A 16,425-nucleotide genomic window follows, 5' to 3' on the forward strand; every position below is an offset into this window, starting at 1 on the left:
GAGTGTGATGAAACAATGAAACAGGGAGTACAAGTAATCGTTCCAGGAAGTACAGCCAATCTTGGCCCGGGTTTTGATACGGTGGGAATGGCTTTTGAACTATATACAAAGATTCGCATGGAAGTTTCTGATGAACCAAAGGTTGTACTCTATGGGGATGATCTCAAAGGGTTGCCTACAGATCGAAGCAACTTGGTTTACAAGATGGCTGAATACTTATTTGAAAAGGCAGGCCTAACACTTCCACCGCTGCGCATTCAGATGAGAAGTGATATCCCTTTGACCAGAGGTCTTGGTAGCAGTGCTGCAGCCATTGTTGGCGGCCTCGTAGCAGCCAATTATTTGGCGGAAGAGCCTTTTTCAAAAGATGAAATTTTTCAGATGGCGAGCCATATAGAAGGACATCCTGATAATGTCGGAGCTTCCCTATTCGGAGGAATTGTCGTTGCGGTGATGGAGGAAGAGAAAGTCCCTTATATTAAAATTGAGCCAAAGTCATCCTTAAAGGCGTTAGCTGTAATCCCAGACTTTATGCTATCCACGGAGAAAGCGCGAGGTGTGCTACCAGAAAAATATAGCCGTAAGGATACCGTATTTACCCTAAGTCACGCAGGACTTTTGATTGCCTCTCTTGCAAGCGGAAGGTACGACATGCTCAATACGGCTATGCAGGACCGGGTTCACCAACCCTATAGGACGGCACTCGTTCCAGGAATGGGGACACTCCTAGACAAGGCGCATGAATATGGTGCTTTAGGTACCGCATTGAGCGGTGCAGGTCCAACGATCATTTCCTTTTTGGAAGGAAATGATGAAAGATTGAAGCAATTTTTTGTAGATACTCTCTTGCAAAACGGGATTGGTTCGACAACCATGAGCCTTATGCCCGATCTTCATGGTGCGCGAATTTCTGAAGATATTGACACTCCATTTTAAAGCGAGTAGAGTTAAAAGAAAATACCCAAGGAGCATCTATGATGGAGAGAAAAGTGGCTTTTTTAGGACCTGTAGGAACGTTTACCGAGGAAGCAGCAAGGTTCTTTTTTGCCGGCGAAAGCGTTCAATACATCCCATATTCTTCAATTCCTGATGTGCTGGATGCAGTGGATCTGGAAAAAGCGCACTATGCGGTTGTCCCCATTGAGAATTCCATTGAGGGGACAGTGAATCTGACCATGGACCATTTAATCCATCAGGTAGATTTGCCAATCATTGGGGAATTGGCTTATCCAATATCCCAGCACCTTATGGCTTCGTTGAAACTAGATTTTTCCCAAGTGAAAAAGGTCCTTTCACATCCTCAAGCGGTGGCACAGTGCAGGCATTTTTTACAGAGAAACCTACCACATGCGGAAATTGAGTATACGAAGAGTACTGCGGAGGCAGTCCGGTTGGTTGGCGAGAACCCAACACAACCTTGGGCGGCAATTGGAAACCGGCTTGCACAGTCGATCTATCCTGTGCATTTTCTTCAGGAGGAAATACAGGATCATAGCAATAACTATACCCGATTTTTTATAATAAGCCGTTATAAGCCAGTATTGCAAGCAACAGACCATGAAAAAACATCTATTTTAGTTACACTGCCGTCTGATTTTCCAGGGGCTCTATACCAAGTATTGGCAGCCTTCGCATGGCGAAAGATCAACCTTTCCAAAATTGAATCTAGACCGACAAAAACAGGTTTGGGCAACTATCATTTTATTATTGATATTGATCAGCAAATGGATGAGGTCCTGCTTCCAGGAGCATTCGCTGAAATTGAGGCTTTGGGCTGTCAAATCCGAACCTTAGGATCCTATCCCTTTTATGTTAAGAAAGCAGAAGTTGGCTCTGAAAGCTGTTGACTTTCCTAGGACTCGTCCTTATAATGACAAATGTCATTAATTAGATTTTTTTGTCGTATTTAATTGGGTAAATTAAGTATTGTACAGCTATTTGAGATGTCCTTTCAAGAACGTTTGTTATTTTAGCCTATTGAATTCAATTCTTTAGAGCATTAAGGTGGAGGTACCTCATATGGAGCAGCGTTGGATCTATTTAAATGGAGAAATCGTGAAAAAAGAGGATGCGAAAATTTCCGTTTTCGATCATGGTTTTCTTTATGGTGATGGGATTTTTGAAGGGATTCGAGTCTATAACGGAGTTATATACAAGTGTAAGGAACATATAGACCGGCTGTATGATTCCGCAAAATCAATCATGTTAGATATTGGCATGACTAAAGAAGAAATGACCGAAGCCATGGCTGAAACGATCAGAAAAAATGGGATGCGGGATGCCTATATCCGCTTGGTTGTTTCTCGTGGTACAGGAGATCTAGGACTCGATCCACGGAAATGTCCTAAACCTTCTACTATCATCATTGTTGAGAAATTGGCCTTGTTTCCAAAAGAACATTATGAGACAGGGATTCGCATTATTACCGTACCAACTAGAAGAAATGTGCCGGATGCACTAAATCCGAAAATCAAATCCTTGAACTATTTAAATAATATCCTTGTTAAGCTTGAAGCGAATATGGCTGGGGTTAGTGAAGCACTTATGCTTAATGCTCAAGGTTACGTTTGTGAAGGGTCAGGGGACAATATTTTTATTATTAAAAACAAAGTGATTTACACTCCACCAAGTTACTTAGGTGCACTTGAGGGGATTACCCGCAATGCGATTATTGACATTGCGGAACGTCTAGGCTACAAATTGAAAGAAGAGCCATTTACCCGCCACGATGTTTACACTGCTGATGAGGTTTTCCTAACTGGAACAGCAGCAGAAGTCATTGCTGTTTACGAAGTAGACGGTCGCGTAGTTGGAGACGGTCGCCCAGGACCAGTTACAAATGAACTATTAGAAGAATTCAGACGTGAAGTAGATAAAGACGGATTACAAGTGTTTTAATATAGTAAGCGAGCTAAAGGGTGCCTAACTGGGCACCCTTTTTTTCGTACAGTTATAGTCTCAAAATGAACCAAACCTTTTTAACAGCATGACACACTGTACAATTGGAGAAGGCTGCAAATAATTTTTTTGGGGGATTTTGACAAAGAATCCCTTGACTGTTCTCTCGATGTGCTGGTGGGCCTTGTCGCCGTCATATGCTTCTCGTACCTAAAGTTGGGTTGGTTGGGGAGGGACAGGGGGATAAAGAGGGAAGAGTCATTGGAGAGGTGCGCAGGGCAATCATTGTTTAGTGATAAGATTAAGCAAGTCAGCAAGTGTCAAAATCTGATGCTTTTTCCTGACTGGATCATGTCCTAAACGTGGTTACCTGTCAGAAAACGAGGGTTTTCCTGACTGGATCATGTCCTAAACGTGGTTACTTGTCAGAAAACGAGTGCTTTCCTGACTGGATCATGTCCTAAACGTGGTTACCTGTCAGAAAACGAGTGCTTTCCTGACTGGATCATGTCCTAAACGTGGTTACCTGTCAGAAAACAAGGGTTTTCCTGACAGACCAAGCTCCAATTTCTGTCGTCTCTCCTCTAGGATCCCAACTCAGTCAGACCACTGATCCACAGATCCCGCCCATCTTTTCACCTTCCTTTATGAGCAATTTGCCCACTCCTGCATATGATGTAAGGAATTTTAGGAAAGGGGTCTTTCGCGTTGAAAATCCATATTGTCAAAAGAGGAGAAACTTTAGCAAAGATAGCCAAGAGATACAATCTATCTTTGCAAAAACTGCAGGAGGTCAATGGCCATATTAAGGACATCGAGAAGATAGCTGCGGGTACGAAGGTGAAGGTGCCAACGGCTTCTGTTCCTTTAAGGAAGAGGGCACAACAAACCATTCCGGTGGTAAAGAGAACAGAATCAGTTTCTAATATGGAAAGTCAAGAGCTTTCAAGGGATCAAATTTCGAATTTCTCTGCCGATGTAGAAGACTTAGATCAAAGTGTAGGAAGTTCCAACTATTCATCTGCCTACGGAATGGATCAGGCAAGAATGGCCCCACCTATGCCACATTATGGGGCAACCGCACCGGGAATGATCCCACCTCTACCTATGCCACCAGCCCCACCCTATGCGGCAGAGCAGGAGATGACAGCGGCAAGGGCTTATCAACCAGGGATGTATCCAGGGGGATATTCATCCGACGTGACACCTTCAGGGTATTTCTATCCCTATCCTGGTGTTCCAATGGCAGGGCCTATGCCTTCTGGATGTGACTGTAATGCAGGTCCAGGACCGGGTTTCCCATATCCAATGAGTCCAATGAATCCAATGAATCCAATGAATCCAATGAATCCAATGGAGCCTATGGGTCCAATGGGTCCATATGGAATGCCTGACCCGTATATGCAGCAACCAACAGCAGTCTCACCTTATTCCGTTGGGATGCCGATGTATCCCGAGCATGAGATGCAAAACCAGCATGACAAGAAATTTTTCACCCAGGCTCATTATCCATCGCCCTATCATGAACAATTATATTACACCTATGCTGAAAAGGGAGAAGACTGCGGGCAGGAATATATGCCGCCTTCTCATCCAGGATTGGTAAGTCCATATATGATGCAACCAGGGCCGCCTTTTATGAACCAGCCAGGATATCATCACATGCCCCACAATATGTACCCTTACGGAAATGGATCGTGGGGTTGTGAGGAAGAAAGCTCATCATGTTCCAGTTCTAACTATCGGGAGAAAAAGGATTAACTAGCTGGGGGTACGTTAAGTACCCCTTTTTACAACTAAAGGAGCCGTGAATATGCAGGCAGACCTTATTCAGAAAATGCAAAAACAATGGAGGCGTCACGTAAAATCGGTGAAAAGGATACGCAAAGCCTTGTTTGTTGATACTTTTCAAGGACCGATTTTTGTCAAGGGATATGATTCTCTGCAAAAAGTGGAATGGGTTGTATTTCTGACGGAAAAATTACGAGAAAAGGGATTTAAACGAACGCTGCAATATGTTTATACGAAGGATCAATTGCCATACATTCCTCACGAAGGAAGATATTATGTTGCAACAAAGCCAATCCCAGGCAGGGATGCACAATATGATACTTTTCACGACATTGTTCTCACTGTTTCCTGCTTAGCCGAGTTCCATTATCATGCACAACAGATTAAAGGAGGTCCGGTCTATCCGGAAGCATCGGTTCCTATCTTGGATAAGTGGGAGGATCGACTTCAGCGGTTTCAAACGATTATTGAAAGAATGAAACGAAGCAGATCCCTTGGTACACTTGAAAAAAGAATTATCAAAATTTCCCCTTATATCATACAAGAAGCACAATCTGCTTTGGATTTCACCAAACGATCACCGATTGAGCAGGAATACCGGCAATCTTTAATCGATCATTGTGTGGCACATCGCGATCTGGCGAGCCACAATTTTAGGATTGGCGATCAAACCTACCTCATTGATTACGATACCGCAATGTATGATAATCAATTGCTTGACCTTGTCCAGATGATGAACCGTACGCTGGATCAACAAGCCTGGAATCTGGATATATTTGCAACAATGATCGAACAATATCAGAGATGGAAACCCTTGAATGACCAGCAACTCTCTCTAGCTTATCTGCTGTTACGTTATCCGGATAATTTTATGCGGGAAGTAATCGGGTTATATGGGGGACGGCCAGCCTTGGTTTCCAAAAAAATAGATGCCTATCTGACTATGATCATGAAGAATTGGAGTCATCGGATGACCTTCTTTCAAGGAAGTAGGCACTTTTTTAGGGAGGAAGCAGATAGCGATTCTTCCATTGTGGTATGATGAAGGAAAAGTGGGTATAGTGGAGGTAGCAACAGATGAGGACTATCGAAGAAAAAGTTCAATTAACGGTAGAATGGCTGCGCCAACAGGTGGAAAATGCAGGGGTCAATGGACTAATAGTAGGTGTAAGCGGCGGAATTGACAGCGCCGTGGTAGCGGGATTGATCAAGAAGGCCTTTCCTGATCAATCCCTAGGTGTTATTATGCCATGTAGCTCTAATTCAAAGGATAAAGAAGATGCCCTCCGAGTAGTTCAGTCCTTTGAATTGGATTATATTGAAGTGAATCTGACAGAGCCGCATAAGATCCTTTTAAGTTCGGTCGACCAAAAACTGAAAGAAAAGAATGCCTATCGGCAGGAAATCAGTCAATTAAATGATGGTAACTTACGTGCACGGTTAAGAATGAGTACACTATATGCAATTGCCGGACACTACCGATACCTCGTGGTTGGAACAGATAATGCAGCGGAAGTTTATACTGGATATTACACCAAATACGGTGATGGCGGTGTGGACATTTTACCACTTAGTCATTTGAAAAAGAGCGAAGTGTTCGAATGGGGACGTTATTTGGGGGTTCCGGTGGAAGTGTTGGAACGCCAGCCGAGTGCTGGTTTATGGGAAAATCAAACCGATGAATCAGAAATGGGAACAACCTATGCCATGATCGATGCGTTTCTTGACGGAGAGGATATTCCTGAAAAGGATCGCGCAATCATTGAACGTCTTCATAAAATTTCCGAACATAAGCGCCATATGCCCCCTAGCCCTCCTAAGTTCTAGGTAACAGGGTATATCCCTTTCTAAAGTTGGAAATAACTTGGATTAAAAAGCTTTAGAAGGGGTTTATATGTGGCAACAAAATAAAAGGAAATCTAAAATAGTTTTCCTGTGGATGATGGTTATCCTTCTCATCGCCTTTCTCGGTGGGTGCAGTTGGTTAATGTATAAATCACAGCAGGAGGCTCCTATAAGTGAACAAGCCGCATTAGATGCGGAGGCTGAACCAGCTATATCGTCAATGGAAGTTTCCATCGTATTGAAAAAGTCCTTTGTGTGCGGTGTGGAATCGGAAGAAAAATTAAGTCAAATGGTTGCGTCAACTGATCAGGTTATTCAGGATTACCAAGATTGGCAGCTTCTCTCTCAGGAAGGGAATCACTTTGAATTTGGTAAACAGGTCAATGACCTTGCACCAATCTGTAAGGAAAAAGGATATTTCGGCTTATCCAAAGATGGCATACTGACACTGTACGAAGGCCCGCCTGAAGAGCAAAAGGTAATCCAGACCTTCTTTCAAATCAATACAAAAAAATTAGAATCGGCACTGCCTATGAGTGAACTAGAATTTCTGCAAAAGGGCATTCGGATAACAGATATCGCTGAATACAACAGCATCCTTTCCAGCTATGAGGAATTTGCCAACCTAACCGGGAATGTGAAGAAAAAGGTTGAGGCCGATGAAGGGTAGAAGACAGTCTTACAGATAAGGCTGTCTTTTTTTCTACCTTTCGTTATAGTAGAATGAAATAGATATTATAGGGCTGGAGCTGGTATTAAGTGAGAATTATAGGAATTGACCCTGGACTGGCGATTGTAGGATTTGGCATCATCGACAAAATTGGCAGCAAGCTCGTCCCCAAACAATATGGCTGCATCAGGACGGAAGCACATACCTCCGAACCGCTTCGTTTAAAACAAATCTATGATGCAATGACCTCCCTTCTCGCGAAGTATCAACCGGAAGTTATGGGAATTGAAAAGCTTTATTTTAACCGCAATGTAACAACTGCCTTTTCTGTCGGGCAGGCCCGTGGAGTGATTGTACTTGCTGCAGAAGAAGCAGGAATACCTGTTTATGAGTACACCCCTTTACAGGTGAAACAGGCAATTGTTGGCTATGGTCAAGCCGAAAAAAGGCAAATGCAGGAGATGGTGAAGGTTCTCTTATCCCTACGGGAGACCCCAAAACCAGATGATACAGCGGATGCTTTAGGAGTGGCGATTACACATGCCCATTCCTCTTTTATTCAAAATATAAGTCATGGTGTGAAGAAATGATAGATTTTATTGAAGGACAAGTAGAGTACATCGAAAAGGATTGTATTATTGTTTTAACCAAACAGGGAGTGGGCTATCAGATATTTTGTCCGAATCCTTACGAATACAGAAAAATGGAGCAAAAACGTGTTTATACCCACCAGCATGTTCGCGAGGATGCCATCCAGCTCTATGGATTTGTCCATAGAGAACAGCGAGATTTGTTCCGTAAGTTACTGGATGTATCTGGGATTGGCCCCCGCGGGGCAATCGTCATCCTTGCAGCAGCAACCCCTTCGCAAATTATTGGAGCTGTTCAAAGGGAAGACATAGTTTTTCTTACCAAATTTCCCGGGATCGGTAAAAAAACAGCAGGTCGAATGATTTTAGATCTAAAAGACAAGTTGAAGGATTTTGGAAATTTGGTGAATGAGCAAGACTGGGGAACGGAGGAGCAACTTTTTGCTTTTTCGACCGACGAACAGCCTGCCTCTTCCCATCAGGAAGCTGCAGAAGCTTTGAAGGCCTTGGGGTATAGTGATGCAGAAGTGAGCAAAGTAATGGTCAAGTTGAAAAGCGAGAAAGGGACAACGGAACAATTAATTAAAAAAGCATTACAATTGATTTTAACCAGTTAGTATGAAAACAAGAGGGGGTCACAGAGTAGGATGGATGATCGGATTATTTCTTCCCAAATGAGCGAAGAGGATCTTGGTGTAGAATATAGCCTGCGCCCCCGATATTTATCGGAATATATAGGTCAAAAAGTTGTTAAAGAAAATTTAAAGGTCTATATCGAGGCGGCTAAACTACGCAAGGAGTCACTTGATCATGTGTTATTGTACGGACCGCCTGGGCTTGGAAAAACCACTTTATCTACGATTATTGCCAATGAATTGGGAGTGAATATACGCACCACGTCGGGACCTGCCATCGAAAGACCCGGGGATCTTGCCGCCATTCTAACCAACTTACAGCATGGGGATGTGCTGTTTATTGATGAAATTCATCGTTTAAACCGAAGTGTTGAAGAGGTTTTATATCCAGCAATGGAGGACTATGCTTTGGATATTATAATAGGTAAGGGTCCGAGCGCCCGTTCCGTGCGTTTGGATTTGCCACCCTTCACACTGATTGGCGCAACCACAAGGGCAGGATTGTTGTCAGCGCCGCTGCGCGACCGCTTTGGAGTCGTTAGCCGTTTGGAATATTATACGATGGACGAGCTCGCTTTCATTGTTAGCAGGTCCGCTGATATTTTAGAAGTTGGTATTAATCAGCAGGCGTCAGAGGAAATTGCGCTTCGCTCACGTGGTACTCCTCGAATTGCCAACCGGCTATTGAAGAGGGTTAGAGATTTTGCGCAGGTAAAAGGGAATGGAGTGATTACGGAAGAAATCACACAAGAAGCATTGCAGCAAATTCAAGTGGATCGTCTCGGGTTGGATCAGATCGATCATAAACTGCTGCTCGCGATTATCCAAAGGTTCCGTGGAGGTCCAGTGGGACTGGACACGATAGCGGCAACCATTGGTGAAGAATCGCATACGATAGAGGATGTTTATGAACCTTATCTGCTTCAGATTGGCTTTTTGCAAAGATCGCCGCGAGGAAGAATTGCTACACCATCAGCCTATCAGCATTTTAATTTGGAGGTGCCTTCTTAAGGATGAATCCCGTTGCCAAGGCGTTAATTATTACTGGTATCGTGATAGTTATTATCGGCTTACTATGGCAAGTTGGCGGGCGCTTTTTACATCTAGGGAAACTACCGGGGGACATCGTTATAGAAAAGGAAAACTTTCGTTTCTATTTCCCCTTGGCAACGTGTATTTTGCTTAGTGTTCTGCTGTCTCTCATTTTTTATCTGGTTCGTTTATTTAAATAATCAAAGAAAGGAAAGAACTATGAAAAGAAAGCCTCTCCTGTTTTTTGTGTTGTTTACAACTTGTATGGCTTTGCTTTTCACCGGTGAATCCCCCTTTGCAAGTGCAGCTAATCTGGATAATGTCCGTGTTGCCTTGCTTATCGATAATGCTGCGATCCCTGCGGTCACCGTTGATAGCAAAACCGGAATTGTGGTGAATGATTCTTCTGGACTAAAGCTGTTTGAGGAATCAGCAAACACCACAATGCGTGTCAGTCCTGATCAGTCTTATTTAATGGTGAAAACATCGGATGACCTCATGGACGCCCAACAGGTTAGCCAACACTTAAGCCAAAATCAAATAAAAAATGAAATTCTTAAAGCAGGGCGAAGCTTTCAGGTTATTGCTGGACCTTATTCCAACGAAGTCAAGCTGGCAGCTGACAAGAACAAGATCGTTCAGCAGATGGGATATACCCCTAACACAAAAGGGAGATTGCGTCTAGATTTGGGGGCAGTGGGCAGTTTACAATCCGCCTTAGATTTGGCTGGTCAATTAACCAAGGGTGGGATTGATGCGTACCCCGTTATTCTTACAGTAGAAGGAAAGATCCAGCATCGAGTGTGGGTAGGGAATGAAACATCAAAGGATACGCTTCAAGACATACAAGATTCAATACATAACAGGTTTCCCGATCTTGCTTCCCGGATGACGGTGGCGAATCAAAATCAACCTTATATTCTTCTCAAAGATAGTGTGTATGGCTCGAATACGATTACCCACCTTTTTTTCTCGTCCCAGTTGACACTAATACTTGAGCAATCGAATCCAGGGAATAACAGCGGTTTGACCCTTGTAGAAAAAGATAATCGAAGCTACCGCGGAAAAATTGAGTTCTCCCTTTATAAAGGAGCTCACACGGTTGTAAACGAACTTCCATTAGAGGAGTATCTATATTCGGTAGTCGGTAGTGAAATGGCCAAGGGCTGGCCGCTTGAAGCCCTAAAGGCGCAAGCGATTCTATCCCGGACGCGTGTGACAAGCGCGGGATTGAAATACGGGATTGCCCATGTAACCGATACGGTCAATGATCAGGCCTACTATGGGGTCAAAATGGAAGGGGAAGATACACGGCAAGCTGTTCGAGAAACAGCAGGACTTGTTGTCACCTATCAGGGAAAACCGATAGAGACCTTGTACTATTCTAATGCAGGTGGGCAAACGGCGGTTGGCAAAGAAGTATGGGGAAATGATTTACCTTACATCCAGTCTGTCTCAAGTGAAGACAATGCACCGGAGAAGTCAGCGATAATATGGTACCATATTGCTACAAATGATGGAAAAGTTGGTTATGTCCGATCCGATTTTATTTCTCTCACTACGGAGAAAAATGCAGCTGGATTTTCCTACGGTTTGGTTAATACCAGTGATTTGAACTTTCGATCGGGACCCGGGACAGCATCCCATCAGATCATGGACAAGCTTGCCTATGGAGAGACAGTTGTGATTTTGGAACAAGTTCGTGAGGATAATCCATACTCTTGGATTGCCGGTCCTTATTCGGGAATTGAACTCCAACAGATGCTGAAAGCAGATCGACCTATTGAAAGTTTACAGGTCACAGAGCGCGGCCCATCAGGCAGGGTAATGGAAGTGAAGGCGAATGGAAAAACCGTGCAGGTGAAAAGTCCAGATGCCTTTCGGACCTTATTTAAAAAGGGAAACACAGCTTTGCGAAGCACACTTTTTGAAATCGATCAGCTTGGCCGCTTCACCATACAATCTGCAAATGCGCAGCAGGAATCTTCTAGTGGACTTCCTTTGTATGCTGTGCAAGATCCGGCAGAACAGTCAGTACCTATATTGGTGAACAATATGATTGCTCTTGGAAATGAGCAGAAAGTGAATGTTCTCACTCAAAATGCTGCTTTTCTTTTCCGTGGAAATGGTTATGGGCATGGAATGGGGCTTTCTCAATATGGGGCCAAGAAGATGGCAGAAAACGGGTATGACTACAGGCAAATTTTGTCACACTATTATCAAGACATAACGATTGAATAACTTGAAGGATGATACTATGGACGTAAACTTATTTGACTTTGATTTACCAGAAGAACTTATTGCGCAAACCCCATTGAAAGATCGAGCTTCCTCAAAATTGCTCGTTCTTAATAAACGCAACGGAGAAATCAACCATTGCCATTTTCGCGATCTGATATCTTTCTTACAACCGGGAGACACCCTTGTATTAAATGATACAAGGGTCATTCCTGCGCGCTTATTTGGTGTGAAAGAAGATACAGGCGCAAGCATAGAAATTCTTTTATTAAAACAGCTGGAAGATGATCGTTGGGAAACCTTGGTGAAACCAGGGAAAAAGGTAAAACCGGGAACGGTCATTGATTTTGGCGAAAGAAAAATGAAGGGCATTTGTGAAGGAAGTACTGATGCTGGTGGAAGGGTTATACGCTTCGAATATAGTGGGATTTTCAATGAAATTCTCGATGAATTGGGACAGATGCCACTTCCACCTTACATCAAGGAACGGTTGGATGATCCTGAACGTTATCAGACGGTCTTTGCCCAAAATCCGGGTTCGGCAGCTGCACCGACAGCTGGTCTTCATTTTACTACGGAATATTTGCAGGAGATTCGCGATCGGGGGATTCAAATCGCTTATATTACCCTTCATGTTGGCCTTGGTACCTTTCGCCCCGTGCAAGTGGAAAATATTTTTGAGCATCATATGCATGCTGAATATTATTCTGTCACTGAAGAGACGGCAAATCTGATCAATCAATGTAAACAAAGAGGCGGAAAAGTAATTGCTGTTGGGACTACGGTAACTAGGACGTTGGAAACTATCGGAAGAGATTATGAAGGAAAGATGGTTGCCACCTCAGGATGGACAGATATTTTTATTTATCCAGGATTCCAGTTTACGGTGATTGACGGATTGTTGACAAATTTTCATCTTCCTAAATCTACGTTGGTGATGTTGGTCAGTTCCATTGCAGGGCGAGAGAACGTACTTAAAGCTTATAACGAAGCAGTTGAGGGGCGATACCGGTTCTTTAGCTTTGGTGATGCCATGCTCTTAATTTAGAATTTCCTGTTTTTTTGTTTTCCCAAAGGCTGGAATTATAGTATAATGTTACGAGTGGAGGAATTTTATTTTGGCAGTAAAATATGAGCTGTTGAAGGTGTGCAAGCAGACCGGAGCCCGTCGGGGGCGACTACATACTCCGCACGGTGTGATTGAAACGCCAATCTTTATGCCTGTTGGCACCTTGGCAACAGTAAAAGCGATGAGTCCTGAAGAATTAAAGGATATGAATGCACAAATTATCCTTAGTAATACATACCATCTTTTTCTTAGACCTGGACCCGATATTGTTCTCGAAGCGGGTGGTCTTCATTCATTTATGAATTGGGACCGTCCAATCTTAACGGACAGTGGAGGTTTTCAGGTATTTAGTCTGAGTAATCTTAGAAAGATTGAAGAAGCTGGTGTTCATTTTCGTTCCCATCTGAGTGGAGAAAAATTGTTCATCGGACCTGAAGAAGCTATGTCTATCCAAAATTCCCTTGGTGCAGACATTATTATGGCTTTTGATGAATGTGCACCATATCCTGCTGATCATGATTATGTGAAAAATTCTTTGGAAAGAACGACCCGTTGGTTAGAGCGCTGCAAGATCGCACATCAACGTCCACATGACCAAGCTCTATTTGGCATCGTTCAAGGGGGCATGTACCGCGATTTACGGGAACAGAGTGCAAGGGAAATTGTTGCGTTGGACCTTCCAGGTTACGCCATTGGCGGCCTTAGTGTCGGAGAGCCGAAGGAAATGATGGATGAGGTCCTTGAATATACTGTTCCATTGCTTCCAGAGAACAAACCCCGATATCTGATGGGGGTGGGTTCCCCGGACTCGTTAATTGACGGTGCGATCCGTGGAATTGACATGTTTGATTGTGTTTTGCCTACAAGGATCGCAAGAAATGGGACATGCATGACAAGTCAGGGAAGGTTGGTTATTCGCAACGCAAAGTACAAACGGGACTTTACTCCACTTGACCCTGCCTGTGACTGTTATACCTGTCGCAACTATACACGGGCGTATATCAGGCATCTTTTCAGCGCGGATGAGATTTTTGGTTTGAGACTTACATCTTATCACAATCTATATTTCTTACTTAAGCTTATGGAAGAGGTAAGGGAAGCGATTATGGAGGACCGTCTATTGGACTTTCGTAATCAGTTTTTCGCTCAATATGGGCTTAATAAAGATAGATCATTTTAATAGAGGAGGTTTTCCTTATGATGGAATTAGCAGAAGGAGCAGCAGGTGGTGGATTTCTAGGTTCAATCCTACCGCTTGTCCTGATGTTTGCTATCTTTTATTTCCTGCTGATCCGCCCACAGCAGAAGAAAGCAAAGCAACGAAATGCCATGCTTGCAGCGGTCAAGAAGGGTGATAAAGTGGTCACGATCGGTGGGATTCATGGGACAGTTCAAGAATTAAGGGAAGATACTGTTGTTTTAAAGATTTCCGAAGCAACGAAAGTCACGCTTGAAAGAGGCGCAATAAGCGCAGTTAGCAATTCAGACGAGGAAGTAAAATAAGAAAAACTTCTACCGTAGCCTTTTCGAAGAAGATGTATCCTTCTTTAGAGGAAGTTTTCCCCTACAGGGACTACAATCCCTTCTGAACAGGAAGCAAATTCGACGTAGTTCAGTAGGAGGCAGATGCTGTCATGCCGATTGGAAAGTTTCGTTCAACACCTAAGTGAACTTAAACTTTCCTATGCGGAAAGAAGAGCCCCCAATTTTGGGGGCTTTATCTTATTTCTTTGCCATATTCACCCCAACAATTCCGCCAGTCGCCCCAACGACAAAGGAAAAGGCTAAATAAATCAGGGAATTCAGCATGGGGGCAACATCAAAGGCCAAATAGCCAATCAGTACAATTACAAGAAAATATGTAGCACCAGTCAACCCTCCGAAATACCAACCTTTCTGTCCCCCTTTTTTTCCTGCCCAAAACCCCCCAACAAGTAAGCTGATTCCGTTCACTGTGTAGGTAAAATAAGGCATACTGTTTTCGCTAATGCTGCTAAATTGAAGGAATAAGGATGTAATAAGCGACCCTGCAAGAACTAAGCATAATGTCGTGATAATACCTGTAATAATTGGGGAAGATGAAACGGTAAATGACTTCATGTACAGACCTCCAAATTCGATAGGTTTTGTACAATCTATGAAAAATTCTTCTGTAATATGACAAGCATGGCATGGACGAAAAGCACACCTTTTAGGTATAATAAAAAAGCAAATTTAGACAAATAATGAGGGAGGAAGAAATCGTGGAACATCAAGTTGCCGACGTTTCGACAGCACAACTCTACATTGCAGTAATTGTGTTCTTAGTTACTTATGCGATTATCATTACAGAAAAGATGAATCGTGCTGTTATTGCCTTACTGGGTGCCATCTTGATGATAGGTTTCGGTATTGTGGACCTTGATCAAGCTTTTACACACCATATTGAGTGGGGAACGATCACCCTTCTTATCGGAATGATGATCTTAGTGGGGATAACGAATAAAACAGGTGTCTTCCAATTTGCTGCGGTTCGCGCGGCCAAGATTGCTAAAGGGGAGCCGATTCGGATTCTCATTATGCTCTCGCTTCTCACTGCTGTAGCCTCAGCTTTTCTGGATAATGTGACAACTGTTTTATTAATTGTTCCTGTTACCTTTTCCATTACCCGGATTCTTGGCGTAAATCCAGTGCCTTTTCTTATTTCTGAAGTGCTATTTTCCAATATTGGGGGTACTGCAACGTTAATCGGTGATCCACCGAACATTATGATCGGGGGAGCGAATCCACACCTTACGTTTAATGAATTCTTATTCAATCTAGCTCCAGTCATTGTTGTGATAAGTATTGTAACCGCTATCTTACTTTACTTTACTTTATCTATCGTAAACAGCTGCATGCCAGTGAAGAAACGAAAAAAGCGATCATGGAGATAGATGAAAAGGAATACATTACAGATCCTGTGTTAATGAAAAAGTCTTTGATTGTTCTCGGAATCACTATTTTAGGCTTTATTCTCCACTCCGTTATACATCTTGAAGCTGCCGTTGTTGCGCTTGGTGGAGCTACACTATTAATGATGATTGGTGTAAAAGAACACGATATGGAAGAAGTGTTCCATTCGGTGGAATGGGTAACCATTTTCTTCTTCGCCGGTTTATTTACCCTTGTTGGCGGACTTGTGGATGTGGGGATTATCAAGAGCATTGCACAAGGCATGCTTGACTTTACACAAGGAAATATTCCTATGGCCGCTATACTGATCCTTTGGGTTTCCGGGATAGCCTCTGCTACGATCGATAACATTCCTTTTGTAGCAACAATGATTCCGCTGATTCAAGATTTAGGAACAGGTCTTGGACTGCCACATGATTCTGCAGAATTAGATGCACTTTGGTGGGCTTTAGCATTGGGAGCTTGTTTGGGGGGAAATGGAACGATTATCGGTGCCTCAGCAAACGTGATTGTGGCAGGAATGGCAGCTAGAGAAGGGCACGGATTCTCCTATATGCAGTTCTTGAAAATCGGCGCTCCGATTACACTGGTGGCCCTTGTGATTGCTAACGTTTATATTTATTTCAGGTACTTAACAGCATTCCTATAATTTTCACACAAAAAAGGACAGGTTCCCTGTCCTTTTTTGTGTATAAAAGGAAAAAACCGTCAGGCATTGGAAAA

General features: G+C 43.2%; 16 protein-coding genes and 1 pseudogene. 16 read left to right on the plus strand and 1 reads right to left on the minus strand.

Annotated features, from left to right (window positions below; translation table 11 throughout):
- Positions 1-15 precede the first annotated feature (15 nt).
- From thrB to yajC, 15 genes are all read left to right on the plus strand, one after another.
- Positions 16-936, plus strand: coding sequence for a homoserine kinase (gene thrB / locus J2Z37_RS02025; protein WP_209808390.1), 921 nt, complete (start codon positions 16-18; stop codon positions 934-936).
- 41 nt (positions 937-977) lie between these two features.
- Complete coding sequence (pheA, locus tag J2Z37_RS02030) at positions 978-1,847, plus strand: prephenate dehydratase (protein ID WP_209808392.1); 870 nt, start codon at positions 978-980, stop codon at positions 1,845-1,847.
- A gap of 172 nt (positions 1,848-2,019) precedes the next feature.
- Positions 2,020-2,898 (plus strand): branched-chain-amino-acid transaminase, encoded by an 879-nt coding sequence (ilvE, locus tag J2Z37_RS02035; protein WP_209808395.1) that lies wholly within the window; start codon positions 2,020-2,022, stop codon positions 2,896-2,898.
- A 708-nt stretch (positions 2,899-3,606) separates the two neighbouring features.
- Positions 3,607-4,659, plus strand: a complete 1,053-nt coding sequence (locus J2Z37_RS02040; protein ID WP_209808397.1) for a LysM peptidoglycan-binding domain-containing protein — start codon at positions 3,607-3,609, stop codon at positions 4,657-4,659.
- A gap of 52 nt (positions 4,660-4,711) precedes the next feature.
- Positions 4,712-5,731: a phosphotransferase gene (locus J2Z37_RS02045; RefSeq protein ID WP_209808399.1), complete on the plus strand. Its 1,020-nt coding sequence runs from the start codon at positions 4,712-4,714 to the stop codon at positions 5,729-5,731.
- A gap of 44 nt (positions 5,732-5,775) precedes the next feature.
- Positions 5,776-6,516 (plus strand): NAD(+) synthase, encoded by a 741-nt coding sequence (gene nadE, locus J2Z37_RS02050; protein WP_209808897.1) that lies wholly within the window; start codon positions 5,776-5,778, stop codon positions 6,514-6,516.
- A 67-nt stretch (positions 6,517-6,583) separates the two neighbouring features.
- On the plus strand, positions 6,584-7,204 hold the full coding sequence (locus tag J2Z37_RS02055; protein WP_209808401.1) for a BofC C-terminal domain-containing protein: 621 nt from the start codon (positions 6,584-6,586) through the stop codon (positions 7,202-7,204).
- Between the two features lie 89 nt (positions 7,205-7,293).
- Entirely contained in the window at positions 7,294-7,794 is a 501-nt protein-coding gene (ruvC, locus tag J2Z37_RS02060) for a crossover junction endodeoxyribonuclease RuvC (RefSeq protein WP_209808404.1), read from the plus strand.
- A complete protein-coding gene (ruvA, locus tag J2Z37_RS02065) occupies positions 7,791-8,411 on the plus strand; it encodes a Holliday junction branch migration protein RuvA (RefSeq protein ID WP_209808406.1) in 621 nt (206 codons plus the stop codon). Before ruvC ends, ruvA begins: the two co-directional genes overlap by 4 nt.
- Positions 8,412-8,441: 30 nt before the next feature.
- Entirely contained in the window at positions 8,442-9,440 is a 999-nt protein-coding gene (gene ruvB / locus J2Z37_RS02070; RefSeq protein ID WP_209808408.1) for a Holliday junction branch migration DNA helicase RuvB, read from the plus strand.
- Positions 9,441-9,442: 2 nt separating this feature from the next.
- Positions 9,443-9,661, plus strand: coding sequence for a DUF2905 domain-containing protein (locus tag J2Z37_RS02075; protein ID WP_209808411.1), 219 nt, complete (start codon positions 9,443-9,445; stop codon positions 9,659-9,661).
- Between the two features lie 19 nt (positions 9,662-9,680).
- On the plus strand, positions 9,681-11,702 hold the full coding sequence (locus tag J2Z37_RS02080; RefSeq protein ID WP_209808413.1) for a SpoIID/LytB domain-containing protein: 2,022 nt from the start codon (positions 9,681-9,683) through the stop codon (positions 11,700-11,702).
- A gap of 16 nt (positions 11,703-11,718) precedes the next feature.
- A complete protein-coding gene (gene queA / locus J2Z37_RS02085; protein WP_209808415.1) occupies positions 11,719-12,747 on the plus strand; it encodes a tRNA preQ1(34) S-adenosylmethionine ribosyltransferase-isomerase QueA in 1,029 nt (342 codons plus the stop codon).
- 70 nt (positions 12,748-12,817) lie between these two features.
- Positions 12,818-13,948 (plus strand): tRNA guanosine(34) transglycosylase Tgt, encoded by a 1,131-nt coding sequence (gene tgt, locus J2Z37_RS02090; protein ID WP_209808417.1) that lies wholly within the window; start codon positions 12,818-12,820, stop codon positions 13,946-13,948.
- Between the two features lie 20 nt (positions 13,949-13,968).
- The gene (yajC, locus tag J2Z37_RS02095) at positions 13,969-14,271 is read left to right on the plus strand and encodes a preprotein translocase subunit YajC (protein WP_209808898.1); all 303 of its coding nucleotides are present in this window, start codon (positions 13,969-13,971) and stop codon (positions 14,269-14,271) included.
- 219 nt (positions 14,272-14,490) lie between these two features.
- On the opposite strand, the gene J2Z37_RS02100 is transcribed toward yajC, so the two are convergent.
- Positions 14,491-14,868: a TIGR04086 family membrane protein gene (locus J2Z37_RS02100; protein ID WP_209808419.1), complete on the minus strand. Its 378-nt coding sequence runs from the start codon at positions 14,866-14,868 to the stop codon at positions 14,491-14,493.
- Positions 14,869-14,993: 125 nt separating this feature from the next.
- On the opposite strand from J2Z37_RS02100, the pseudogene J2Z37_RS02105 reads away from it, so the two are divergent.
- Positions 14,994-16,351: pseudogene (locus J2Z37_RS02105) on the plus strand (ArsB/NhaD family transporter).
- Positions 16,352-16,425: the final 74 nt, after the last annotated feature.

This window comes from Ammoniphilus resinae (assembly GCF_017873965.1).
GTDB classification, from domain to species: Bacteria; Bacillota; Bacilli; order Aneurinibacillales; family RAOX-1; genus Ammoniphilus_A; species Ammoniphilus_A resinae.